General features: G+C 34.1%; 26 protein-coding genes. 7 read left to right on the forward strand and 19 right to left on the reverse strand.

What is annotated here, in order from left to right; genetic code table 11:
• Positions 1-29 precede the first annotated feature (29 nt).
• The 3 genes from frr to HNQ00_RS13875 all read right to left on the reverse strand — a co-directional run bounded on the left by frr (position 30) and on the right by HNQ00_RS13875 (position 2,185).
• The gene (gene frr / locus HNQ00_RS13865; protein WP_026708866.1) at positions 30-593 is read right to left on the reverse strand and encodes a ribosome recycling factor; all 564 of its coding nucleotides are present in this window, start codon (positions 591-593) and stop codon (positions 30-32) included.
• A 36-nt stretch (positions 594-629) separates the two neighbouring features.
• The gene (gene pyrH, locus HNQ00_RS13870; protein WP_173839098.1) at positions 630-1,337 is read right to left on the reverse strand and encodes a UMP kinase; all 708 of its coding nucleotides are present in this window, start codon (positions 1,335-1,337) and stop codon (positions 630-632) included.
• Positions 1,338-1,405: 68 nt separating this feature from the next.
• Positions 1,406-2,185, reverse strand: a complete 780-nt coding sequence (locus HNQ00_RS13875) for a patatin-like phospholipase family protein (RefSeq protein ID WP_173839099.1) — start codon at positions 2,183-2,185, stop codon at positions 1,406-1,408.
• 110 nt (positions 2,186-2,295) lie between these two features.
• Between HNQ00_RS13875 and HNQ00_RS13880 the strand changes: the two genes are divergently transcribed.
• Positions 2,296-2,946, forward strand: coding sequence for a thioredoxin family protein (locus tag HNQ00_RS13880; protein ID WP_173839100.1), 651 nt, complete (start codon positions 2,296-2,298; stop codon positions 2,944-2,946).
• 310 nt (positions 2,947-3,256) lie between these two features.
• On the opposite strand, the gene truB is transcribed toward HNQ00_RS13880, so the two are convergent.
• The 4 genes from truB to HNQ00_RS13900 are packed head-to-tail and all read right to left on the reverse strand — an operon-like array spanning position 3,257 to position 5,923.
• Entirely contained in the window at positions 3,257-3,958 is a 702-nt protein-coding gene (truB, locus tag HNQ00_RS13885) for a tRNA pseudouridine(55) synthase TruB (RefSeq protein WP_173839101.1), read from the reverse strand.
• Positions 3,958-4,773 carry an undecaprenyl-diphosphate phosphatase gene (locus HNQ00_RS13890; RefSeq protein WP_173839102.1) on the reverse strand — a complete coding sequence of 272 codons (816 nt, stop codon included), beginning with the start codon at positions 4,771-4,773 and terminating at the stop codon, positions 3,958-3,960. Before HNQ00_RS13890 ends, truB begins: the two co-directional genes overlap by 1 nt.
• Positions 4,774-5,016, reverse strand: coding sequence for a DUF3098 domain-containing protein (locus HNQ00_RS13895; RefSeq protein WP_173839103.1), 243 nt, complete (start codon positions 5,014-5,016; stop codon positions 4,774-4,776). It abuts the gene before it with no gap.
• A 31-nt stretch (positions 5,017-5,047) separates the two neighbouring features.
• Positions 5,048-5,923: a cell division protein FtsX gene (locus tag HNQ00_RS13900; RefSeq protein WP_173839104.1), complete on the reverse strand. Its 876-nt coding sequence runs from the start codon at positions 5,921-5,923 to the stop codon at positions 5,048-5,050.
• 161 nt (positions 5,924-6,084) lie between these two features.
• Between HNQ00_RS13900 and HNQ00_RS13905 the strand changes: the two genes are divergently transcribed.
• Both HNQ00_RS13905 and HNQ00_RS13910 read left to right on the forward strand, forming a co-directional pair.
• On the forward strand, positions 6,085-9,306 hold the full coding sequence (locus HNQ00_RS13905) for a leucine--tRNA ligase (protein WP_173839105.1): 3,222 nt from the start codon (positions 6,085-6,087) through the stop codon (positions 9,304-9,306).
• Between the two features lie 177 nt (positions 9,307-9,483).
• Complete coding sequence (locus tag HNQ00_RS13910) at positions 9,484-10,176, forward strand: zinc metallopeptidase (RefSeq protein ID WP_173839106.1); 693 nt, start codon at positions 9,484-9,486, stop codon at positions 10,174-10,176.
• 87 nt (positions 10,177-10,263) lie between these two features.
• Here HNQ00_RS13910 and HNQ00_RS13915 read toward each other — a convergent pair whose 3' ends face one another.
• The 3 genes from HNQ00_RS13915 to HNQ00_RS13925 all read right to left on the reverse strand — a co-directional run bounded on the left by HNQ00_RS13915 (position 10,264) and on the right by HNQ00_RS13925 (position 12,328).
• The gene (locus HNQ00_RS13915) at positions 10,264-10,734 is read right to left on the reverse strand and encodes an Lrp/AsnC ligand binding domain-containing protein (RefSeq protein WP_026708857.1); all 471 of its coding nucleotides are present in this window, start codon (positions 10,732-10,734) and stop codon (positions 10,264-10,266) included.
• A gap of 160 nt (positions 10,735-10,894) precedes the next feature.
• The gene (locus HNQ00_RS13920) at positions 10,895-11,644 is read right to left on the reverse strand and encodes a uroporphyrinogen-III synthase (protein WP_173839107.1); all 750 of its coding nucleotides are present in this window, start codon (positions 11,642-11,644) and stop codon (positions 10,895-10,897) included.
• 12 nt (positions 11,645-11,656) lie between these two features.
• Entirely contained in the window at positions 11,657-12,328 is a 672-nt protein-coding gene (locus HNQ00_RS13925) for a DUF4271 domain-containing protein (protein WP_173839108.1), read from the reverse strand.
• 105 nt (positions 12,329-12,433) lie between these two features.
• Between HNQ00_RS13925 and HNQ00_RS13930 the strand changes: the two genes are divergently transcribed.
• Genes HNQ00_RS13930 through HNQ00_RS13940 form a run of 3 tightly spaced genes read left to right on the forward strand, consistent with a single transcriptional unit; the run spans position 12,434 to position 15,033 of the window.
• Positions 12,434-13,159, forward strand: a complete 726-nt coding sequence (locus tag HNQ00_RS13930; RefSeq protein ID WP_173839109.1) for a polyprenol monophosphomannose synthase — start codon at positions 12,434-12,436, stop codon at positions 13,157-13,159.
• Between the two features lie 11 nt (positions 13,160-13,170).
• Positions 13,171-14,511, forward strand: a complete 1,341-nt coding sequence (locus HNQ00_RS13935; protein WP_026708853.1) for a dihydroorotase — start codon at positions 13,171-13,173, stop codon at positions 14,509-14,511.
• A gap of 9 nt (positions 14,512-14,520) precedes the next feature.
• Positions 14,521-15,033 (forward strand): DUF4296 domain-containing protein, encoded by a 513-nt coding sequence (locus tag HNQ00_RS13940; RefSeq protein ID WP_173839110.1) that lies wholly within the window; start codon positions 14,521-14,523, stop codon positions 15,031-15,033.
• A 3-nt stretch (positions 15,034-15,036) separates the two neighbouring features.
• On the opposite strand, the gene HNQ00_RS13945 is transcribed toward HNQ00_RS13940, so the two are convergent.
• The 5 genes from HNQ00_RS13945 to HNQ00_RS16295 all read right to left on the reverse strand — a co-directional run bounded on the left by HNQ00_RS13945 (position 15,037) and on the right by HNQ00_RS16295 (position 17,700).
• The gene (locus HNQ00_RS13945; RefSeq protein ID WP_173839111.1) at positions 15,037-16,038 is read right to left on the reverse strand and encodes an NAD-dependent epimerase/dehydratase family protein; all 1,002 of its coding nucleotides are present in this window, start codon (positions 16,036-16,038) and stop codon (positions 15,037-15,039) included.
• Positions 16,039-16,121: 83 nt separating this feature from the next.
• Entirely contained in the window at positions 16,122-16,496 is a 375-nt protein-coding gene (locus HNQ00_RS13950) for a hypothetical protein (RefSeq protein WP_173839112.1), read from the reverse strand.
• A gap of 77 nt (positions 16,497-16,573) precedes the next feature.
• Positions 16,574-17,272 carry a hypothetical protein gene (locus HNQ00_RS13955; RefSeq protein WP_173839113.1) on the reverse strand — a complete coding sequence of 233 codons (699 nt, stop codon included), beginning with the start codon at positions 17,270-17,272 and terminating at the stop codon, positions 16,574-16,576.
• A 69-nt stretch (positions 17,273-17,341) separates the two neighbouring features.
• Positions 17,342-17,479: a hypothetical protein gene (locus HNQ00_RS13960; protein ID WP_173839114.1), complete on the reverse strand. Its 138-nt coding sequence runs from the start codon at positions 17,477-17,479 to the stop codon at positions 17,342-17,344.
• Positions 17,476-17,700 (reverse strand): hypothetical protein, encoded by a 225-nt coding sequence (locus HNQ00_RS16295; RefSeq protein WP_217425282.1) that lies wholly within the window; start codon positions 17,698-17,700, stop codon positions 17,476-17,478. Before HNQ00_RS16295 ends, HNQ00_RS13960 begins: the two co-directional genes overlap by 4 nt.
• 263 nt (positions 17,701-17,963) lie before the next feature.
• Here HNQ00_RS16295 and tyrS point away from each other — a divergent pair, with 263 nt between their 5' ends.
• Positions 17,964-19,256 (forward strand): tyrosine--tRNA ligase, encoded by a 1,293-nt coding sequence (gene tyrS, locus HNQ00_RS13965; protein ID WP_173839115.1) that lies wholly within the window; start codon positions 17,964-17,966, stop codon positions 19,254-19,256.
• 204 nt (positions 19,257-19,460) lie between these two features.
• Here tyrS and HNQ00_RS13970 read toward each other — a convergent pair whose 3' ends face one another.
• From HNQ00_RS13970 to HNQ00_RS13985, 4 genes are all read right to left on the reverse strand, one after another.
• On the reverse strand, positions 19,461-20,441 hold the full coding sequence (locus tag HNQ00_RS13970) for a LuxE/PaaK family acyltransferase (RefSeq protein ID WP_173839116.1): 981 nt from the start codon (positions 20,439-20,441) through the stop codon (positions 19,461-19,463).
• A gap of 120 nt (positions 20,442-20,561) precedes the next feature.
• Positions 20,562-20,900, reverse strand: a complete 339-nt coding sequence (locus HNQ00_RS13975) for a T9SS type A sorting domain-containing protein (protein WP_173839117.1) — start codon at positions 20,898-20,900, stop codon at positions 20,562-20,564.
• 103 nt (positions 20,901-21,003) lie between these two features.
• The gene (locus HNQ00_RS13980; protein WP_173839118.1) at positions 21,004-22,215 is read right to left on the reverse strand and encodes a hypothetical protein; all 1,212 of its coding nucleotides are present in this window, start codon (positions 22,213-22,215) and stop codon (positions 21,004-21,006) included.
• Positions 22,216-22,441: 226 nt separating this feature from the next.
• Positions 22,442-25,189: a TonB-dependent receptor gene (locus HNQ00_RS13985; RefSeq protein WP_173839119.1), complete on the reverse strand. Its 2,748-nt coding sequence runs from the start codon at positions 25,187-25,189 to the stop codon at positions 22,442-22,444.
• Between the last annotated feature and the right edge of the window lie 9 nt (positions 25,190-25,198).

Here is a 25,198-nt window from a genome sequence, read left to right on the forward strand (position 1 = left end):
GGATTTTTAAAAATGATAGTAGCTATGAATTATACTTTCATGATTTCAGCTTCTTTAACTACAAGTAATTCTTCTGCTTTTTTGATGAAACTATTCGTTAAGTTTTGAACTTCTTCTTCAGCACTTTTACAAATGTCTTCTGATGTTCCGTCTTTTTCTAATTTTTTGATTTCAGTATTAGCATCTTTACGAGCGTTTCTAATACCTATTTTTGCGTCTTCAGACTCTACTTTAGCTTGTTTGGCTAGGTCGCGTCTTCTATCTTCTGTTAATGGTGGAACGCTAATAATGATTAAATCACCATTGTTCATTGGATTAAATCCAATATTTGCTACCATAATTGCTTTCTCAATTGTTTGCAACATGTTTTTTTCAAACGGTTGTAATGTAATTGTTCTTGCATCAGGAACGCTAATTTTTGCTACTTGTGATAATGGTGTAGACGATCCATAATAATCGACAAACACACTTCCTAACATGGCAGGAGATGCTTTTCCAGCACGTATATTTGTAAATTCTTTTTCTAAGTGAGCAATAGAACCAGTCATAGATTCTTTTGTACTGTCTAATATAAATTCAATTTCTTCAGTCATTGTTGTCTCTTTTTATTTGCTGCTTTTGCTATAGCGTTATACGTTTACTACAGTTCCTATATTGTCACCTTCACATATTTTTACCAAGTTTCCTTTTTTATTCATATCAAAAATGACAATAGGAAGTTTGTTTTCTTGGCTTAATGTAAATGCGGTAGTATCCATTACATTCAATCCTTTTTTAAGAACATCTTCAAACGAAATGGTATCAAACTTAAGTGCTGCTGCATTTTTTTCAGGATCTGAATCATACACACCATCTACTCTTGTTCCTTTTAAGATCACATCAGCATTAATTTCTACACCACGTAAAACGGCTGCAGTATCTGTTGTAAAATAAGGATTTCCTGTTCCTGCACCAAAAATTACAATTCTTCCTTTTTCAAGGTGACGAACAGCTCTTCTTTTTATATAAGGTTCAGCGATTGCTTCAATTTTTAAAGCTGTTTGCAAACGTGTTAACATTCCTTTGTCTTCAAGTGCACCTTGTAAAGCCATACCATTGATGATGGTTGCCAGCATTCCCATGTAATCACCTTGCACTCTATCCATACCATTACTGGCACCTGCAACACCTCTAAAAATATTTCCACCACCTATTACAATAGCGATTTCTATCCCTTTGTCGTGAATCTGTTTGATTTCTTCGGCATATTCAGCTAATCTCACGGGATCAATTCCGTATTGTCTGTCGCCCATTAGAGCCTCGCCACTTAATTTTAGAAGAATTCTTTTATATTTCATGTGTATGTTGAGTTGATTTGTGCAAATATAGTCATATTCTTTTTTTTTGAAATAGTGTCTCTTAAATTTTATAAATTAAGTTTCTCATAAGATTCTTTTGCCGAGTTATATCCTATTTGAAAAATCGTTTCCATTTTAAGTTTATTCATTTCAAATGTGCTAAACTTGGTCAATTCTTTTGGCTCAATTACCCAGTCACATATATTGAATTTTTGCAAATCAGAATTGGCTGATAAAATATCAAAAGCACGGGTAGTTACTGATCGAATTGAGTTGAGGTCTTTTGCTTCTATCTTTTGAATAGGGCTAACATAAATGCCTATGATGGTTTCGCATTGCCCTTGCAAAACATCTGTAGGGAAATGATTTAAAATCCCGCCATCACTAAACGGTTCGCCATCAATTTCAAAGGGTGTGATAATACCCGGAAATGCAGATGAAGCTAATATGGCATCGATGATTTTTGTTTCTGGTTCGAATATTTTCAATCTTCCGCGTACCATATCTGTAGCGGTGATTTGCATTGGTATTTTCAAATCGGCTAACTGCGCATCTCCAAAAATGGACTCAAAATGAATTTTGAATGATTCAGAATCTATAATTCCTGCTTTTCTAAAGGTAATGTGCCTCCAATGAAATAAATAAATAGATTTAAAAAACTCTAATATTTCAAGTGGTGATTTCCCCCAAGCATACAAAGCACCCACAATAGAACCTGAACTTGTACCCGCTATCCTACTAGGAACAATGCCTACTTCTTCTAAGTATTTCATTGCACCAGCATGGGCCAGCCCTTTAGTCCCTCCGCCAGATAAAACGAGACCAATTGATTTTGTATCTAAATTCATTCCTAAGTAATTTGAAAGTTATAAAATTACGCTTTTTGATTATGAGTAAGTAATATTATGTATGATTAAACAACTATTTAAGTAACTTTACTATCAAACAAAAGCAAACCATGGAAATTACAATTGCAAAAGCATTATTTAGCAGCCGCTCGTATGCGGAATATAGAAAATTAGTCTCTGATTTATTACGTGATGATAAAGCTACAGGAACAACGCAGTCTCCAGAATTGACGCATTATAGCAGTTTAAATGAAAGTCGAATGAATCGTCTGGATAAAACATTATCAGTTTCAGAGGAGATTACAACCCGATTAAAAGAGCTAAAAGGAAACTATATTTGGTTGGTTATTTCTGAAGGATGGTGTGGCGATGCTGCGCAATTGCTACCTGTTTTTAATAAAATGGTAGAAGCATCCGATGATAAAATTGACATGCGTATTGTGCTTCGCGATGAGCACGAGGAATTGATGAACAAATTTTTGACTAATAAAGGGAAAGCGATCCCAAAATTAATTGTAATCAATAAAGAAACTAGTGGTGCAATAGCGCATTGGGGACCTAGACCATTAGGCGCTTCTACTTTAATCACCGATTATAAAAAACAACACGGTACTATTGATGAAGAAGCAAAAACGGCTTTGCATTTATGGTATACTAAAGATAAAGGATTAACCACGCAATTAGAAATAATTGACATGATGATTGATCTTGATAAGGAAATTGAAGAAGACGAGAAAGACGATAGTTACTTTGCTTACTAGTAGTTAGTTGTACTAAATATTATTTGTATCGAAAGGATTTTTTTTGTACTTTAGAACATCAAAATCAAATCTATATTGTAACCTACTTTTTACTGATGTCTAACTTAAAAGAGGATTGTTATGAAAAAGTTATTTGAAAGATTTTATGATTTCTTCAGTAATTTATTATTTGGAAATCACGGAACGATACATTACTAATATGTTTGCAATTAGCAAGTTCCAGATGGTAAACTTGAGGTTTTGTTACTTCAATTTAGATAAAAACATATAAAAGCGCTCTTGGTGTCTTTTATATGTTTTTTTATGCTTTCTATTGAGATAGTTTTTCTTCGAATAAAGTGACATCGATAGCGTCCTTTACATTAAAATCACCAATTTTTGTACGTCTCAGCGCTGTTAAGTGTGATCCTGATTGCATCGCTAGACCAAAATCATAAGTTAAGGAGCGAATGTAAGTTCCCTTGCTGCAAACCACTCTAAAGTCGATTTCAGGTAATGCGATTCTAGTAATTTCAAATTCGTGTATTGTTGTTTTTCTAGTCGCTATTTCTACAGTTTCTCCAGCACGTGCATGTTCATAAAGTCGAACACCATCTTTTTTAATAGCCGAAAAAATTGGTGGCTTTTGATCTATTTCACCTAGAAATTGCTTGACAGTTTCGTGGATTAAAGATTCGTTAATATGTGCTGTAGGGAAAGTGTGGTCCACTTCGGTTTCTAAATCGTATGAAGGAGTAGTGGCACCTATAAAAAAGGTACCCGTGTACTCTTTGGCTTGACCTTGCAATTCAGAAATTCTCTTTGTGAATTTTCCGGTACAAATTAGTAAAAGACCAGTTGCTAGAGGATCTAGCGTACCAGCGTGACCTATTTTAAATTTTTTAGGTAATCCTTTTTTATTGATTAACGCGTACTTTAATTTATTCACCGCCTGAAACGAACTCCATGTAAGTGGTTTGTCAATTAAAAGTATTTGTCCTTCTAGATATTGCTCTGTGGTTGTTGATTCCATTATTTGGTGTAAAAATAAATTAATAAACCAACACCAATTATAATACGATACCATCCCCAAAATTTGAAGCCGTATTTTGTCAATACGTCAATAAATGTTTTAACGGCAATTAAAGCGATAATAAACGCAATAACGTTTCCTAAGATAAATAAGTTTATATGATCTTGATCTTGTAATATCATCTCGTAACCCTTCATTTCTGTAACGGTTCCTTTTCCCCATGTCTTTACAAAAACAGAGTAAACGGTTACTGCTAGCATAGTAGGTACTGCTAGAAAAAATGAAAATTCGGCAGATGCTCTTCGGCTTAATCCGCGAGTCATACCACCTATAATTGAAGCAGCAGAACGAGATGTTCCTGGCATCATCGCTAGACATTGCCAAAAACCAATAATGATTCCGTCTTTTATAGAGATGTCTTTTTCGTCTAAGATTTTAGGGTTTTTAAACCAGTTATCTACATATAGTAAAACGATTCCTCCTAGTACTAATACTGTAGATATTGCTATTTGATTGCCTAGAACGGCTTCAATCTTATCGTCAAAAAGATAGCCTAAAACTAAGGCCGGAATTACAGCGTAAACTAATTTAAAGTAAAATTTAAAGTTGGTGAAATTAAAGAACTTCTTCCAGTATAAAACTACAATAGCTAAGATAGCTCCAAATTGTATGGATACCTGAAACATCTTTAAAAACTCACTCTCTTCCATTCCTAGTAGAGAAGCTGTGAAACCCATGTGGGCAGTTGAAGATATGGGTAAAAATTCTGTTAGTCCTTCAATAATTGCAAGGATTATCGCTTGTAAAATATTCATTTATGCCTTTTTTGGATTTTTTAAAATAGCATAAATTGTTATTCCAAAACCAATTAATACAGTTGTTGGTGCTAATCTAATTCTTCTAAAATCGAAGATATCTTCATTAAAGACATTTGGATCTTCACTTCCTCCGCCTGACATTAGTAAAAAGCCAAGTACGATAACGCCAATTCCAATTAATAGAATTTTGTAATTGATTTGCTCAAAAAGGAATTGTTGTTTGTTTTTTTCGTTTTCCATTGTGCTGTATTGTCTTTATCTAAACCTAAAATTAATATAAATCGTCTGTTCTTAAATTCAAGAAACGCTGTGTTGCAAAGTGTGTGCTCAACCATGTAATTAATATTCCCACTCCAAATACAGCTAATAAAACAATACCTATAAGTCCTTTGTTTTCTAAAATTCCTAAGTCGGGGAATTTAGATTCAACATATAATAACACGCCAATTAGTGCAATGATTGCAAGTACAGCTCCTATTATTCCAAGTTTTATACTTCGAGTTACAAATGGTTTTCTAATAAATGCTTTAGTAGCACCTACCATTTGCATGGTTTTTATAATAAAACGATTAGAGTGAATCGATAATCTTAGCGAACTATTAATTAGTAAAACAGCAATAAAAGTTAAGAAGCCACTGATTATTAAAATCCACATGCTCACTTTTTTAATATTGTCATTCACTAAGTTGATCAATTGCTTGTCGTAAACAATGTCAGAAACCATTGGGTTTTCACGCAATTTTGCTTCGATTTTGGCAATACTATCTTTCTCAACATAATCTGCTTTTAAGTGTATGTCATAAGAATTTTGCAAAGGATTTTCTCCTAGGAACGTCATGAAATCTTCACCAATAATATCAGTGTGTTGTTTCGCTGCTTGCTCCTTAGTAACGTAAACCATTGATTTAGCATAGGGAGCTACTTTTAACTCCTTACCAAATTTTACTAATGTGCTGTCTTTTGCTGTGTTTTCAAAGAATACCGTCATGGCAATTTTCTCTTTAAAATCGTTAGCTAGTTTGTTAGAATTGATTATAAAAAAACCTAGTAGCCCCAGTAAAAACAGTACCAAAAAGATACTTAATACTACTGAGAAATAAGAGGAAATTAATCGGCGTTTTTGAAATTTATCAAATGAAGAACTCATAGTTTACTTAAATTATGGGGTAAAAATAATAAAGAATTTCTTTATTTGAAGTTAATAACGTCCAAAGTTTTAACTTTCGTACAATAAATGTAAATTTGCTATCTCGATATTAAAAAATAAATCTTAGAAACTTTGCAGCTTTGCAACTTTGAAACCATATAATGAAGTACAATCCAAACGAAATAGAAGCCAAATGGCAAAAATATTGGGCAGAAAACCAAACTTTTGCTGCGTCAAATAATTCAGATAAACCCAAACATTATGTGTTAGATATGTTTCCTTATCCATCAGGAGCAGGACTTCACGTAGGGCATCCGCTAGGGTACATCGCTTCAGATGTGTATTCGAGATATAAAAGGCATCAGGGTTTTAATGTTTTACACCCAATGGGTTATGATAGTTTTGGTTTGCCAGCGGAACAATATGCTATTCAAACGGGGCAACGTCCTGAAGATACTACTCGTGTAAACATCGATGGGGGATTTGATAAAGAAGGAAATAAAATTGCTGGTTACCGTAAGCAATTAGATAAAATAGGGTTTTCATTTGATTGGAGTAGAGAAGTGCGAACTTCTAACCCGGATTATTACAAACACACACAATGGATTTTTATCCAATTGTTTAACTCGTGGTATAATAAAAACAGTGATAAAGCCGAGGATATTTCGACTCTAAAGGAAGTATTCGAAAAAGAAGGAAATGCAAATGTCAATGCCGTGTGTGATGACGAAATTGCAATATTTTCTGCTGACCAATGGAATGCTTACGCAAAAGAACAACAGCAGAGAATTTTGCTGCAATACCGATTGACGTATTTAGCAGAGACTGAAGTAAACTGGTGCCCAGGGTTAGGAACTGTTTTAGCTAATGACGAAATTGTAAATGGAGTTTCAGAACGTGGTGGCTTTACAGTAGTGCGTAAAAAAATGACACAATGGAGCATGCGTATTTCTGCTTATGCCGAACGTTTATTACAAGGATTAAACGATATTGACTGGAGCGAAAGCATCAAAGAAAGCCAAAGAAATTGGATTGGAAAATCAATTGGTGCGATGGTGTCTTTCAGAGTTAACGACCATGAAGAAAATATAAATGTTTTCACTACACGCCCTGATACGATTTTTGGGGTGACATTTATGACATTGGCGCCAGAACATCCTTTGGTTCAAGAAATCACAACTCCTGAATATGTAGAAAAAGTAAATGAATATATTTTAGCATCTTCTAAACGTTCTGAGAGAGAGCGTATGGCTGATGTAAAAACCATCTCGGGAGTTTTTACAGGTGCGTATGCAGAGCATCCTTTTACTAAGGAAGCAATTCCGGTTTGGATTGGGGATTATGTTCTTGCAGGATATGGAACAGGTGCTGTAATGGCGGTTCCTTGTGGTGACGAACGTGATTATGCTTTTGCTAATTTCTTCAAGGGACAAGACGGGATGTTGCCTATCAAAAACATTTTCGATAAAGATGTTTCCGAAGCTGCTTATGGAGCAAAAGAAGGTTTTAAATTAGTAGATTCTGATTTCTTAACGGGATTAGGGTATAAAGAAGGGACTATAAAAGCAATTGAAGCTTTAGAAAAACTAAATCAAGGCTACGGAAAAATCAATTACCGTTTGCGTGATGCTGTGTTTTCTCGTCAAAGATATTGGGGGGAACCATTTCCTGTTTATTATGTAAATGGCTTGCCACAAATGATCGATGCGCAATATTTACCAATTGTATTGCCAGAAGTAGAAAAGTATTTACCAACAGAAGATGGATTGCCACCTTTAGGGAATGCAACAGTTTGGGCTTGGGATACTACAGCAAATAAAGTAGTCAATACTGATCATGTAGATAATACGACTATTTTTCCTTTAGAATTGAATACGATGCCAGGTTGGGCGGGTAGTTCATTTTACTGGATGCGATACATGGATGCGCACAACGAAAGCGAATTTGCAAGCAAAGAAGCGCTGGCTTATTGGGAAAGTGTGGATTTATATATTGGTGGAAACGAACACGCAACAGGTCATTTATTGTACGCTCGTTTCTGGAATAAATTCTTAAAGGATAAAGGCTTTGCGCCAACAGAAGAGCCTTTCAAGAAATTGATTAATCAAGGAATGATCTTAGGGACTAGTGCTTTTGTTTTAAGAGCAGAAGTAGGTTCTTACTTAGTTTTAGGGACTTCGGATGAAGAATTTATGACATTAAAGCTTCCTGCAACAATTATTGAATATGATTTTTTAAAAAAATATAATAAACTAAAGGATAAGCTAAGTTCTTTAAACCTAAAAAAGGTGGTTGATGGTGAGATAGATACTTTAGGTAACTATTGGGTTTATCAAATAACGGAGATTTTAGATAGTAATCTAATTGGTATAGCAGATTATGATAAAATTAAAGAATCTTTTACTGAGTCGGATATTGCTGATCTAAAAGAGATTATAATTATTTTATCAAGTTTATTGTTAGCATTAAATGAGAAACACTCTGATAAAGCATTTCAAATAAGTTTTAATTCTTATGATCCTTTCTCAGTAGCTTTCAGTTTCAGTCCAATCAGAATTGATTTGAAATTTATTAACGAAAGCACGAATGAATTGTTTATTGATAAATTTATTAAAGACTCAAAATATTCCTCAGAATTTGCAAACGCAAAATTTATTTCCTTCGCTGGAAATACAAAATTTACTGCTGGTCGTGAAGTCGAAAAAATGTCGAAGTCATATTATAATGTAGTGACACCAGATGCTATTTGTGATGAATATGGAGCAGATACATTGCGTTTGTACGAAATGTTTTTAGGGCCATTAGAGCAAGCTAAACCATGGAATACAGCAGGTATTTCGGGTGTATTTGGTTTCTTGAAAAAACTATGTCGTTTGTATTTTGATGAGCACAACATGATTGTGACTGACGAAGCGCCTACAAAAGACAATTTGAAAACATTACATAAAACCATTAAGAAAGTAGCTGACGATATTGAGAATTTCTCTTTCAATACTTCGGTTTCTCAGTTTATGATTTGTGTGAATGAACTATCGACTCAAAACTGTCATTCTCGCGCTATTTTAGAGCCATTGGCTATTGTGATTTCGCCTTATGCACCGCACATCGCTGAAGAATTGTGGTCATTATTAGGAAAAGAGGGTTCGATAGCTTTAGTTCCTTTTCCAGCATTCGAACCAAAACATTTAGTAGAATCTGAAAAAGAATACCCTGTTTCTTTCAACGGAAAAATGCGTTTTACAATTACTTTGCCTCTAGATTTAACTAAGGAGCAAATTGAAGAAATCGTAATGAAAGACGAGCGAACAATCAAACAATTAGAAGGACGTACACCTAATAAAGTGATCATCGTTCCCGGAAAAATAATCAACTTAGTTGGCTAGCAGTAGCTAATTATCAAGTTGGTACTTAATTATAAAAAAATCCAAATGCTACTTTGTTAGTGTTTGGATTTTTTATTTTACGTATATTTAGAAAATGTCATAGTGGCATTTTAATATTTTGGTTCAGATTTTGCTATTATGATAGTATTACAATAAAACACTTAAAAATAAAGAGATATGGGAATGGGTTATTTAATACTTGCTGGAGCAATTATGCTTTTCAGTTGGTTAGTAAGCTCAAGGCTAAAAAGTAAATTTGAGCAGTATTCTAAATTGCATTTGCAAAACGGAATGTCTGGTGCTGAAATTGCTGAAAAAATGTTAGCCGATAACGGAATTCGTGACGTGCGAGTTATTTCTACTCCGGGTAGATTGACAGATCATTACAATCCTATGGATAAGACAGTAAATTTAAGTGAGGCGGTTTACAATCAACGTAACGCGGCTGCAGCGGCTGTTGCTGCACATGAGTGCGGTCACGCGGTGCAACACGCTGTGGGATATCAATGGTTGACCATGCGTTCTAAGCTGGTGCCTTTTGTTAATGTGGCTTCAAAATACATGCAGTGGGTTTTAATAGGAGGGATTTTATTGATCAATAGTTTTCCTGCATTATTACTAGGTGGAATTGTGCTTTTTGCAGCAACAACCATCTTCTCAATAGTGACATTGCCAGTAGAATACGATGCTAGTAATCGTGCGCTAGCTTGGTTAGAAAACAAACGCATGTTGACACAACAGGAGCAAGCAGGGGCAAAAGATGCTTTAAAATGGGCAGCTAGAACCTATGTTGTCGCCGCTTTAGGATCGATTGCTACCTTACTATATTACATATCTATTTACATGGGAGCGGGTAGTCGTAGAGATTAAATTTAATAAACTAAAATGTAAAAGCCTTACTAATTATTGTGATTAGTAAGGCTTTTTTTATGCTTATATACGGTGGCGACAACTTTCTTAAAGCTGAATTTGTCTGTTAATTTGCTGGTCTAAGGAGATGAAAGTTTCTGTTCTTGAAACGCCTTCTATAGCTTGTATTTTAGTGTTCAACATGTGCATTAAATGTTCGTTATCACGACAAATAATTTTGATTAAAATTGACCAGTTTCCTGTGGTGTAGTGGCATTCTAGTACCTCAGGGATTTTTTTTAGTTCTTTAACGGCTTCAGGATTACGCAGTGCCTTGTCAAGATATACTCCTACAAATGCCATCGTATTGTAACCTAGTATTTTATGGTTTACTGTAAATTTAGATCCAGAGATTACGCCAGATTGTTCTAGTTTGCGCAAACGCTGGTGTATTGCTGCGCCAGAAATACCAATTTTATTTGCAATTTGTAAAATGGGTTTTCGGGCATCTTGCATTAGATCACGTAAAATCTCCTTATCGATACCGTCTATTTCTACTACAAGTGAATTGATTTTCATAAGTTATTATTTAGAACTAAAACCAGCAATTTTAGTTGTTATTGAAAGCCAAATGTAATCAAAAAACGATTGTTATCCAGTTTTTTATTCTAATTTGAAAAAAAATGGCATAAAAAAAGCCACTAAATAAATAGTGGCTTTCAAATATTTGTGTCAAATCTTATTTTGATTTGTTTGCTTCTACAATGTATTTTTCAATAGCCATTGTCATTGAAGGCGTATCTGGTGTAGGTGCAAGAATATCAATTCTTAAACCGTGATCTAATGCTTCTTTTTGAGTTGTGCTTCCAAAAACGGCAATACGAGTATCGTTTTGTTCGAAATTAGGGAAGTTTTTATAAAGCGATTTTATTCCTGTTGGACTAAAAAAGGCAAGAACATCATAATAAACATCAGCTAGATCAGATAAGTCGCTCATTACTGTTTTGTAAAAAACCGCTGCAGTCCAGTCTACTTTTAAACTATCTAATACAATTGGCGCATCAGCATTTAATTGATCAGAAGCAGGAAGTAAGAACTTCTCGTCTTTGTATTTTTTAATCAATGGAGATAAATCAGCAAAATCTTTAGGTCCTACATATATCTTACGTTTTCTGTATACAACATACTTTTGCAAGTAGTAGGCAACTGCTTCCGATTGACAGAAATACTTTAAGGTTTCAGGTACTTTGAAACGCATTTCTTCGGCCACTCTAAAAAAATGATCTACTGCATTTCTACTAGTTAAAATAATTGCAGTATAATGATTAAGATCGATTTTTTGAAGTCGGATCTCTTTAGCATTAACACCTTCTATATGAATAAAAGGTCTGAAATCAATTTTTACTTTATGCTTTTGTTGAAGCTCAAAGTAAGGAGAATTTTCCACTTTAGGCTCGGGTTGTGACACCAAAATTGTTTTCACTTTCATATTTTATTTTTTCTAAGCGCTACCTTTTGTAAACCAATAATACATAAAAAAATAGGGGGCTATTTCCAAAGTGCAAAGATATAAAATAAAATAAAACAACTTACCTAATATTATTTTTTGATACTTTTTTATTGATATCAAATAAGTTAAGGTGTTTAATATCAATATTATAGCGATAATAATTAACGGAATATTAGTTGAAAATGTGTTGTAATAGAATAGAATAATGTTGATTGGTAGTATTAAAAGCCCTATATAGGTGCGATAAGTGACTTTTTGTAGGTTAAATTGCTCTGCAAACTCCTCTATATTAAATGAGGTAGCAATGATTTTTTCTATCAGGTATTTTGCAAAGATAAAAAAGGTAAGCAAGGTCGTAATTTGAATAAAAAGCAACCAGTCTGTCTTAGATGCATACCCAAATAGGTTTAGGGTGAGCTGGATAAAGAATGCAAATGAAATTAACTGCGCGATAAATAAAGCGACTGTAAAAGTGCTTTTTATATTGCTGCTGTCACGATATACCTTCGAGTATTTATCTGAAAATAGTAGATTCATAAAATCACCAAAACGGTTTTCATATACCGATTTTGTGAAAGCAATTAATGCAAATGTAAAAACAAACAAAAAGGTTGCCCAATCTTTGTTTTCTAATATCCTTGGTTCGAGTAAGTGTTCCGTCATAGCTGCGCAAAATTACTAATTTTTTAGATGAATCTTTTTATTATAAATTTATTATGAGTCAAATGGCATAAAAATGTTACTTTTGCGCTGAAATTACAAGATATTATGAACGATTGTATTGTTATAATTCCTACCTATAACGAGATTGAAAACATAGAAAGTATTGTGAGAGCAGTTCTTTCACAGCACAAGCCATTTCACGTTCTTATTATTGACGATAATTCTCCAGATCACACTGCAGATAGAGTACGTTTATTACAAGAGGAGTTTGAGGGACGGTTATTTCTAGAGGTTAGAAAAAAGAAATCCGGTTTGGGAACTGCTTATGTGCATGGTTTTAAATGGGCATTGCGCCATAACTATGATTTTATTTTCGAAATGGATGCTGATTTTTCACACAATCCTGACGATTTAGAAAAATTGTACAACGCCTGTCATTTTGGTAATGCTGATCTAGCAATAGGTTCGAGATATGTTACCGGAGTCAATGTGGTAAACTGGCCGCTTAGTAGAGTATTGATGTCTTATTTTGCTTCTGTATATGTTCGCATAATTACAGGAATGCAAATACACGATGCTACTGCAGGATTTGTATGCTATAAAAGAGAAGTTTTAGAAAAAATAGGTTTAGATCGAATTAAATTTGTGGGCTATGCTTTTCAAATCGAAATGAAGTATCGTACCTTTAGCAAAGACTTTAAAATCTCTGAAGTTCCTATTATTTTTACAGATAGAACAAGGGGGGTTTCTAAGATGAGTAATTCCATTATTGTGGAAGCGGTCTTGGGAGTGATATCATTACGAATAAAAAAATTATTTAATACTTTATAAGATAGATTACAATGAATAGTGTTTTAATTAAAAATGCCAGAATAGTTAATGAAGGAGTGATTTTTGAAGGCGATGTGTTAATTGAAGACGACTTAATTGTTGAAGTGTCAGAAAGTATTAGCGCTAAATCTTCTAATTGTATGATTATTGATGCTGAGGGGAATTACTTAATTCCGGGTGCCATTGATGACCAAGTACATTTTAGAGAACCAGGGCTAACGCACAAAGGAGACATTGAATCAGAATCAAGAGCCGCAGTAGCTGGAGGTATCACAACTTTTATTGAGCAGCCTAATACTGTTCCTAATGCAGTTACACAGGAAATTCTTGAAGAAAAATATCAATTAGCAGCAAACCGATCTTATGCGAATTACTCGTTTATGATGGGGGCGACTAATGATAACCTAGAAGAAGTATTAAAAACCGATCCTAAAACTGTAGCTGGTATCAAGATTTTCTTGGGATCTTCTACAGGAAATATGTTGGTTGATAACGAAGCAACGCTAGAGAAAATCTTCTCAAGTACTGATATGCTAATCGCAGTTCACTGTGAAGATGAGGCTACAATAAGAGAAAATACTGCTAAATATATTGCTGAATATGGTGACGATGTTCCTGTTACAGCACACCATTTAATTAGATCAGAGGAAGCCTGCTATATCTCGTCATCTAAGGCAGTAGCGCTGGCTAAAAAAACGGGTGCGCGTTTGCATATCTTTCATCTTTCGACAGCGAAAGAGATGGATTTATTTACAAACAAAATACCATTAGAACAAAAGAAAATTACTGCTGAAGTATGTATTCATCACTTGTGGTTTACAAATGACGATTACGCAACTAAGGGAAATCTAATAAAATGGAATCCTGCAGTTAAAACAGCTAATGATAGAAAAGTACTGTGGGAAGCATTACTTGATGATAGAATCGATGTTATTGCAACTGATCACGCTCCTCATACTCTTGAAGAGAAAAAGCAGCCGTATTTAAAAGCGCCTTCTGGAGGACCACTGGTTCAGCATGCTGTTGTAGCAATGTTTGAATCACATTTACAAGGAAAAATTAGCGTGGAGAAAATTGTGGAGAAAATGTGCCATAATCCGGCTAAAATTTTCAAAATCGAAAAACGCGGATTTATTAAAGAGGGTTATTTTGCTGATTTAGTAATCGTGAATTCTGGCTTGCCATGGAGTGTAAAGAAAGAGAATATTTTTGCAAAATGTGGATGGTCTCCATTTGAAGGTTTTACTTTCAAGTCAAGAATTACGCATACCTTTGTAAATGGAAAATTAGTTTATAATTTGTTCAAAGTGAAAGACATCCGTGCAGGAAAAAGACTTTCATTTGATCGATAGATAATAAATATGAAGAGAGCTATTGTTTTATTTATAGTATTAATTGCAACTTTAAGCTGCAAGAACGAAGTGGTTGAAAAACCAAAGGGGCTTGTCGCAAAAGAGAAGATGATTGATATTATGTATGATTTATCACTTCTAGATGGTATGAAATACCAAACAGATATTTATAAAGATAGCTTAGAAATTAATCCTTCAAAATTTATACTTAAAAAATATAAGGTAGATAGTTTGCAATTTGCTAAAAGCAATGTGTATTATGCTTCAAATTATGTGGAGTACAAGGAGATGTTTGATATAGTTATCAAGCGTTTAGATACTAAGAAAGCAGCGATCGATACCATCCTAAAAAAAGAGAATAAAAGCAAACTTGCAAAAGACTCTTTGTTACTTAAAAAAAAGAAACCCCTCGCATTAGATACACTAAGTGAGGGGAATTTAAAAGGTAGAAAATCTAAGCTAAAGCCAGCAAATAACTTGACTAAGGTTAAAAACTTACCTCAGCCTCCGCAACAGCAATAGCTATTATATAAATTTATTAGATTTAATGTAGTCCTCGATACCTTGTAATGGTTTATCGAGTGCCTTTTTTATTTTCTCATTCGAAAAAACAACTTGTGAGTAAGAACCTCTTGCAGTTGCTTTAGTGAAGCTGCGTTTTTTTCTAAGTATAAAGGAAGCGACTAAATCTAACCTCCACACGATTTCGGTTACAATTGGTGATACTGCTATTGATGGTCGTTTGACTTTTAAGTTATCTGCAATAGCGCTTAAAACGTTTTTAAAAGAATTGTTCTCAGCAATCAATATGTATTTCTCGTTTTTAAAGTCACTGTTCATTAGGTAAACACAGCTGTAAGCCACATCTGTAACGGCAATAAAACCTGTTATTCCTGTGGAGTAAAATGACAATCCTTTTTTTACTCTTTGAAATAATAATCCACTTCCTTGATCAATAAAACCGGGTCCTATAATAACGCCAGGATTTACAATAATTACGTCAAGACCTTCTTGTTGTCCTCTCCATATTTCCATTTCGGCACCGTACTTTGATATCGCGTAATCATTGTGAGAACGATCTGGGTTCCATTGTGATTCTTCGGTGACTTCAGTTTCAGTAGGTGCTAAATCTCCTAAAGCTGCGGTAGAACTAATGTGACAAATTTTAGTGACCTTATTAGCAATGCTTAGGTTGACGATGTTAGCAGTTCCTTCAATGTTGATTTTTCGCATCTTACCCTCATCTTTTTGATCAAAAGAAATGATGGCTGCGCAGTGATAAACGCAATCAATTCCTTCAAATGCTTTTTCTAATAAAGGAACATCAGTCACATCAGCTTTAAACCATTCGATAACTTCAAATAAGTTGCTTTTATTATAATGAGCAAATAAATTTTTTGTTTTTTGAATGCTGTCGTGATCTCTGTAAATGGCGCGTATTTGACCATTTCTAAGATTTTTAGATTCGATTAAATGTAGTAGTATGTGCGACCCAACAAGGCCTGTTCCTCCTGTAATTAATATCATTTTACAAAGGTAAAAAAAAAAGAGAGCTTGGTTTTTTTAGTAAGAATAATTTAAGGTTTTTAATAAAATGTTGGCTTTTACTTTTAGAATGAATAATTAAGACCAACTAAAACATATCCAGGCATAACTTGCGTGATTGTTTCGGTGAAAAACGCCGTGTCTAGATTGGTCTTTATTATTTTGCTATTGTTCAAGTTGAGAAGGTTGAAACCATTGCATTTAATTTTAACTTTTTTACTCAAGTTGTATTCTAAATTGGTGTTTAAAAAATGTACAGTGTTAGTAGCGTAGTTAGAGTTTTGATAATTTCTATTTATACCAATGTCCCACTTAAATTTATTTTCTATTTGTCCTCTTATAAGCAATGATAATTCAAATGTTGAAGTAACATTAGCAAATGAATTTATAGATTGCTCAAATGAGGTGTTCCTGTAATTGAACCCCAAATCAAATTGCATTAGGGACTTTTTAAAATTAGATTGTAATGTGGTTGTTGTCGATAGTAATTCTGTTTTTAAAGTATTCTCAACAGCGTTTATTTGTGAATCACCTGAGCTGTATCGATATACTTGTCAATCGTATTAAATTTATTCACTAAACTAAAAGTGTATTTTATTTTTGAACCTAAGCTTGTAAGCACTTGAAATTGTTGCGCAAAATCAAAATTGTTATTTGCTGCTCGCGAATTAATGGTGTTTAGAGCTTGAATGTCATTTTTTTCTTTATTCGAATCAGCTGTTAATGCCATTATGTATGAGATAAATGTTCTTTTACTTTTTTTATATTCTAATTTGAAATTAGTATTACTTATTAAATAATCAGCATCCTTGTTATCAGTATAACTGAAGCTGTTATCTACATCATTTAAATTCGTTTGGTTTTTATTTTGTACCTCTATACTATTGGCGTTATTCAAAATAGTGCTCCCTGTAATTTTAAGTTTTGGATTAACTAAGTAGGTGTAATTTGCAGCCATAAAACTATTCTTTCGAGCTGTAAAATAGGAGTTAGGATTTAAAAAAGTAGGGATTTCAAAGTTGCTAAAAGCACTTTCAGATGATTTAATAGTGCCAATACTTTGCATATCAATATAATACTCAATAGTTATGGGGTTTTTAGCTACTGTATTGTAATCAAGTATTACTGCAATATTTCCTTTTTTCGAAAATTTAAATAAATTGTTATGGAGCAAGAGTGCGTTTTTAAAACCTGCTTTTGACTCTATATCTCCCATCCACTTATTTTTGTACCCTTCCTTCGTTTTTAAATTGAGGGCGGTACCATTTGAACCACCACTATACGCTCACGAAAAACCGGAGTAATTAGTCAATAAGTCAATGCCTTCAATCATATCTGCATCAATATTTTGTGTGGCCATTTGATGTTTATTGTTGAAAAACTCATTCCCATCTATTAAGATGTTGTCTATTTTTTTTTTCATTTTAATGAGACTTTTCCTGCTTGGTCTACATCAAATCCAGGTAATTTTTTAATAATATCTTCTACTTTTTTCTCCGTTCCGTCTACGATAGTTTTTAAATTATAGGAGATTGTGTCCGTTTTGATTTTCATTATTTTGGGACGGCTTTTTATGATCACATCGTCGAGTTTGTTTACTCTATCGTTTAGAGTAATAGTCAAAGTCTCCGTTTTGCTGCTCATTATAGCAGTGGTACGCTGATCAAAACCCAATTTATTTATTGTCAAAGTATAATCACCAGTAGGGAGGGTTAGGTTTACTACCCCATCGGCATTAGTAGTGCCGTAATTAATTTGCTTTTATTTTTGTTTACTGATTCCTTTAATTGCATATTACTTTTTTGACTTTGTTGTACATAAATCACTGTTTTTTTTAGATTAAGCAGTCAAACAAATTAGTGAATCCACATTATATTTTATATTTGCATAAAATTATACACACGAGAATGAAAAATTTTATTGAAGAAGTAACTTGGAGAGGAATGCTCCACGATGTTATGCCCGGCACAGAAGAACATTTGATGGAACAAATGCGTGTGGCATATGTGGGTATCGACCCAACTGCAGATTCATTGCATATAGGGCACTTGGTAGGTGTGATGATGTTAAAACATTTTCAGATTTCTGGGCACAAGCCACTCGCTTTAGTAGGTGGTGCTACAGGAATGATTGGAGATCCATCAGGAAAATCTAACGAAAGAAATTTACTTGACGAACCTACATTAAGACACAATCAAGAAGCGATCAAGGCGCAATTGAGTCGGTTTTTAGATTTCACTTCAGATGCTCCCAATGCGGCTGAATTAGTGAACAACTACGACTGGATGAAAGAGATTTCGTTTTTAGATTTTATTCGTGATATCGGTAAGCACATTACTGTGAATTATATGATGTCTAAAGAATCAGTAAAAAAACGTTTGTCTTCTGACGCTGCTGAAGGAATGTCTTTTACTGAGTTTACCTATCAATTAGTGCAAGGGTATGATTTCATGCACTTGTTTAAAGAGAAGAGCTGTACCTTACAAATGGGAGGTTCTGACCAATGGGGTAATATTACAACGGGAACAGAATTAGTAAGAAGAAAAGAAGGTGGAAAAGCTTATGCTTTAACTTGTCCTCTAATCACAAAAGCAGACGGAACAAAATTTGGTAAATCAGAAGGTGGAAATATCTGGCTGGATGCTAAACGTACTTCGCCATATAAATTTTACCAGTACTGGTTGAATACTTCTGATGCTGATGCTGAAAAATACATCAAGATCTTTACTTTTTTAAGTAAAGAAACTATAGCTGCTTTAATAATAGAACATCAAGAAGCACCACATTTACGTATCTTACAAAGACGCTTAGCAGAAGAGGTTACTACCATGGCGCACTCTGAACTGGATTTAGAAAATGCAATTAAAGCATCAAATATCCTTTTTGGTAATGCTACAGCTGATGATTTGAAACAATTAGATGAAGCGACTTTCTTAGATGTTTTTGACGGAGTTCCTCAGGCTGAAATTGCTAGAAACGAAGTAGAAGCGGGAATCGAAATTATCACTGTTCTAAACGATAAAACAGGATTTTTTAAATCGAATGGAGAAGCAAGAAGAGCATTGACTGCAAATTCAATATCGGTGAATAGAGACAAAATTAAAGAAGATTTTGTTTTATCAACAAATGATTTGATCAATAATCAGTTTGTATTATTACAAAGCGGAAAGAAAAATTACTTTGTGGTAAGAGTAGTTTAATCACATTACATATTAAGTTATAAAAAACCGCCTCATTTAAGCAAATGAGGCGGTTTTTTATTTGTTGTTATAAGCACAAGACGTTCTTAATTAGTCCCGATAGTAATGGAAATCCTCAAGTGCTGGTGTTCAGCTCTTGAGATTGTAGTGTATAGCGGGGGTGAAGTTCTTGTGAAAAGCAATGTTCTACTACTAAAAAAGTAATTACAAAACCATCAAATTACAACCGCGAATATCGGAGTTATCAAAACGTCCCAAAACCTCAAAAGAATTGTTGGCATATTTCTTTCCTAAATCTTGTGTGGCAATAAAGGAGCAAGAATTGATGTTGGCCAAATCAATGACGTTAATTCCGCCGGTTTTTCCGGTACCTACATAGCTTAAGGCGTCTTCGGTATCTCTCAATAGGATTTGGATCCAAGAGGGGCATTCGAATATTCCATCTCCTAGTGAATAAGCTTGAGAAAGTAGTTCGGTCATACCGTATTCTGAATGAATCGCTGTCACACCAAAACCTGCGCATAATTGTTCGTGCAATTCCTCACGAATCATCTCCTTACGCTTGCCTTTCATTCCGCCGGTTTCCATGATAATAGTATTTTTTAATTGAAATTTTTGTTTCTCAATTAAATCGAGGAGGGCATAGGTGACCCCTATCAAAATTACATTTTGTCCAGCATCATCTAGAGCGATTAGGTTTTTTATGAGTTCGTCATGATTGTGTAAGTAAAACCCACTTTCAGTGCGATTAGACAGTTTAATTAAATCTTCGACCATATAAATCAAAGATGAACCGCCACGCTCTAAATAGGAAGGTAATAAGGCTAGAACCACATAATCTTCGATATTTCCATAAAAATCAGCAAATCCCTTGCGGTAGCTTTCTTCATAGATTGCAACATCAGTAACTAGATGTTTACTAGTGATCATTCCAGTAGTTCCACTACTAGAAAAAGTGGCTTGAACGGGATCATTATTAGAAACCACTTCATGGCTTTTAAAAAATTGAATGGGTAAAAACGGGATCTGTTGTATACTTTTTACACGGCCCACATCAGTATTTAATAATTTGCAAAAGTCGTTATAGACTTTATTGTTCTCATATTGATATCTGAAAACTTTTAAAGCTATTTTTTCAAATTGTTTTTGTCCTGTAATGGTGAAAATATCTGTGGGAGTAATCAAAACTTTTTTTTACAAAGGTATTAATTTTTGGAACTTGTTGTAGCTTAATTTTGGTGAGCAGTATTAAGAAAAAAGCCCCTAAATAATAGGGGCTTTGATGAGATATAGTTTAGAATGCGTTTACCTTATAATTAACTTTCTAGTGGCTGTTGCATTCATTTCATTTATTTTTATAATATAGATTCCTGGACTAAGGGAACTAACATTGAGTTCTCTACCATTTATAGCGGCTTGCATAACCATCTTACCTAATAGATCAAAGATGATGACCTCTTTGTTACCATCGTTCTTTGTAGCGATGTACACTTTCCCGTTTGTCACAGGATTAGGATACACGTTTAAACCGTCTATAATAGCGGTTTGCTGCGTTTTAGGTTGGATTTTGCTATCTTGAGCATTGCTGCTTAGCGTCCAGAAAAAAACCAATAAAAAGAATTTATAAAAGTATTTTTGTGCCATCAGCATATTTTTTGTTAAGTAAATATACGAAAAACAAATATTATACCAAAAAAAAATGTCTTCCAATTAAGAAAGACATTTTTTATATAAAAAGTTTTATTGATTAGAAACCAACAGACCAGCTAGCAGCCCATGCTGGCATACCTGCTCCATTTCCTGCACCAGTAGAAGTACCAGTAGAAGTAACGAATGCAGAAACATCTGCAGAAACTCCGCTAGTTGCAGGTGCAACCGCATTCAATTTCCCTTTAGTTTGTGTTGCTACATCAGCGATAAAGTTTACGTTTACAGCTTTTAAAGCAGTAGGAATAAAAGCGATAGTTTCATTATTTTCAATGTTGAAAGCTACAGCCCATCCGCTTAATGCTACGTTTGTAAAAATTCCTTTAGTTCCTCTTCTTAATTTCATTGCGTCATTTTCTAACCATGTTCCAGTTGTTGGAGCGCTTCCAGGTCCTACTAATGTCAAGTTTGTGATTGAAGGGTTAGCGATAGGCGTGTTAGCATATCCTAATTCGAAATTATCAGCTTCAATACCTCTGTTTCCTTTTCCGAAATCTAATTTTCCGTACCAGTTTGTGTTTGTTCCAGACCATCCTTCAGTCCAGTCAAATTGATCATCTTCGTTACCAATAGAGATTAGGTTAGACGTGTTCACAGTTCCACCAAAGAACTCCACTCCGTCATCTGCACCTTGATAAAATTCTACATAATCAACAGTAGTTCCTGAACCAACACCAAATAATGAAAGTCCGTTAAATTCTTTTTCACTGTTAAAAGCAGCTCCAGCATACTCGATTCTTAAGTATTTTAAAACTCCTGAATTATCATTAGAGATTGTTCCACCGTAGCTTAAATCAGCTACTTCAGATTGTGCAGTAGCAGTCCCACCAGATACACGGTTGATAGGTGCTTTACCACAGATTACTAATCCTCCCCAGTCTCCAGCTTTTTTAGTAGTCAAACCTGATGTCATTACTACTGGTTGTGCAGCAGTACCATTTACGTTGATTTTTCCTCCTTGTGCAACTGCAATGTAAGAAGAAGTTCCACCAGTTCCTTGTATTACTGTTCCAGCAGGAATAGTTAAAGTTGCTCCACTATTTACTTGGATTTTTCCAGTTAGTTTATATGTTTTTGATGCGTCAAGAGTTACTTCACCATCTGTAATTGTTCCTTGAAAATTACTTGCGTCTGCAGTGAAAGAAGACGATGGTGGTGTTGATGGCGTAGGTGTGTCATTTGATGAACAGCTAGTCATTAAACCCGCAGTTAATGCTAGTAAACCGAATAATTTTACAGTTGTTTTTTTCATGATCTTTTGATAATAATTTTAGTTATTTTGTTGGTACAAAGATGCAGTAAGATCCGTTTGATGATGTTATCTAAATGTGAATGTTACTTTAATAAATAGGCAAGTGTACATTAAGTAAATGTTACTGAGTTAACCTAAATGATTTGCAGCTTCAAGCAGCAAGCAGGCATAAAAAAAGAGCAACGGTGAGTTGCTCTTTTAATGTATTTTTTGCTAGGTTAATTTCTTAGAACTGGTAGTTCAAACTCAAACTCAAGTTCATCCCTTTTTTATAAGATAATACGTTTACATCTCCAGTAGCGTTTTCTTGAACTCTGTTGATTGAAGGGTTTAAGATATTTTTTACTACTAATCCTAATCCTAGTTTTTCAGTAAGTTTAGATTTGGCTATGAAGTCTAATGATCCAAAAGCTTTGTCCACTAAGTCTCCTTTTCCGTTAGTACCAATTGCGTTTACTCGATCAGAAAAATAAGAGTAAGTTAATGTTGTTGTTAAGTTGCTGTTTGCTTTATTCCATTCATTAAAGAATGTTAAGTCAGCATTTAATAACAAGTCAGATGCTCCAGTAAATTTACTTGTTTTGTTAGTGAAATCAACTTGGTAATTTGTTTCGCTGTTTACTTTTTCAGTGTTTAATTCTTGATTACTGTATAAATAAGAAGCGTTGATACCTGCTGATAATTTCTTAGCATTTTCAGAGTCGATATTGAATAATTGTTTTCTATACTCAATTTCTCCTCCAGCTACATAACCGTAATCTCCTGTGTTGATAAACGAAATATCATTAGAAGAAGAAGAGATTGTAACTTCATTCATAGGGTTCAAAATGTATTTTCCAAAAGCAGTAACCGAGATTAGTTCATCGCTTTTTGGGAACATTTCCCATTTAATGTCTAAGTTGTAATCGTCAGATTCGTATAAGAATGGGTTTCCTACTTTTACTTGTAGCACTTCTTCATAAACAAATAATGCTCTTTCTTTAAACTGAGGTAATGTATATGTTTTACTTGCTCCTAAACGTAAGTTTTGTTTATCGTTTAACTCGTATTTCATAATAACACTAGGTAAGAAAGCCGTTTTCTCTAACCTGTCGTTTCCTATTCCTCCTAGTTGTGTGTACCAATCTACCTTTTGCGAAATTTGCTCTCCTCTCAATCCTACGATTGCAGTTAATTTATCAAACTTATATTCTGTATTTAAAAAGGCACCATGAACTGTTTGGTCACCACTATATGTTTGCGGGTCTAAAGCATTAAATACTTGTGAGTTTCCTCTAAAAGTCGCGATGTTGAAGAAGCCGTTGTCAAAATTATTTTGATTGTAAAACAAGTCTAGGTTATTAGGGTCTACGACTGTATTTGTGAATCCATTATTTGCTTTAAGGTTAAATTGTGTTGCTTGAAACCCTCTTGATTTAACTCTACCGTTGTAACCAAAAGTGAATTTCCCTTTAAAGTCTCCTGCTTCATCTTTATTAAATTTATAGTCATAAGAAGCATTTGCAGCAAGTTCATCTTCTTTTAATTTCTGAAAGTATCTGTGGTTGTCTGGAGCAGAAATACTAGATAATTGGTACCCCGAAGGTTCATTTCTAAAAATGTTTTGGACTCTGTCTGGCATGCTTCCATCGATAATGTTGTATGAGATACCCCAATTTAATTTAGAACGATCTCCTACTTTGTGATCTCCTAATATTTGATTGATCCACAAGCTGTTTTTCTCGTAGTTAAAACGACGTATTAATCCATTACCATCATTTGCAATATCAACAATGTACCCATAATATTCTTCTTTAGATTGAGTAGAAGTATTGATGTAAAGGCTATTGAAACTTACTTTGTTGTTGCTGTTTATTTTATAACCAATGTTAGCCATTGCAGTAGTATTGGTGTCATATTTTAATTCGCTAAAACGCTCAAAATTCTTATTAGCAATACCATTTCCGTTTACACTAGCTTTAGCAGTACCATTGTTCTTTGATGAAAAATCATTTCCAAAAGATGCAGTTGCAAAAAGACTAAGTCTCCCTTGCGAACCTACATTAAAAGATTTACCTCCAGAAATTCCAAATGAACTTGCTATAGGCGTGTACTCTTTCATTTGAAGAGAGCCGTAATTATATTGCGTTAATGCGTTTGCAGGGATGTCTTTTTTAGTAAACCCAAAGTTACTAGTTCCTGTTTGAAGTCTAAAACTATCCTCAGATAAAGCATTAGTATTCACCTTACTTCCTACGTCTATTTTTAAGAATCCGTCGCCTTTATAATCTTTAGAAACAATGTCTACATTTCCTCCAGCAAAATCACCGTAAATTTTACCATTGTATACTTTGTCAATAGAAATGTACTCTACGATATCTGTTGAGAAAATCTCAAGATTCAAGTTTTTCTTTTCTGGATCGTTAGATGGAATTGGCAAGCCATTCATTGTTGTAGAGTTGTAACGATCTCCTAGACCTCTTACAAATATATTTCCTGAACCTTCTTGTTTAGTAATTCCTGTAGTCTTAGTAACTGCAGTAGCTACATCACTAACTCCTTTTCTAGCTAGTTCTTGCGTTCCTATGCTCTGCTTGATCTCTACAGCATTTTTTTGATCTAGTAATAAAGCCGTTTCTTTTTGTCTGTTTGTGTTTGTTGTAATAACAACATCTTCTAGCTTGTAGCTTGATGATCCTAACGCTTGATTGTAAGTAGTAGTTGCTCCTGCTTTTACGATTACAGGAATTTCAACCGACTCATAACCTATAAAACTAAATTGCAAAATGTAATTTCCTGCGGGAGCGTTTACGCTATATTTTCCATCAATATCTGTTGTTGCATTAATTAGTGTGCCTTTAAGTAAAACATTTGCAAACGGCAGGGTTTCATTATTAGAATCCTTATCACTAATGGTTCCTGTTAAAGTACCTTTAGTTTGTGCAAAGCTTAGTGTGCTGATAAAAAGTGTTAAAATGAATAGTTTAAGTTTCATAGTGTTGTT

It is taken from the genome of Flavobacterium aeripolare (assembly GCF_013294025.1).
In the GTDB taxonomy this organism is placed as follows: domain Bacteria; phylum Bacteroidota; class Bacteroidia; order Flavobacteriales; family Flavobacteriaceae; genus Flavobacterium.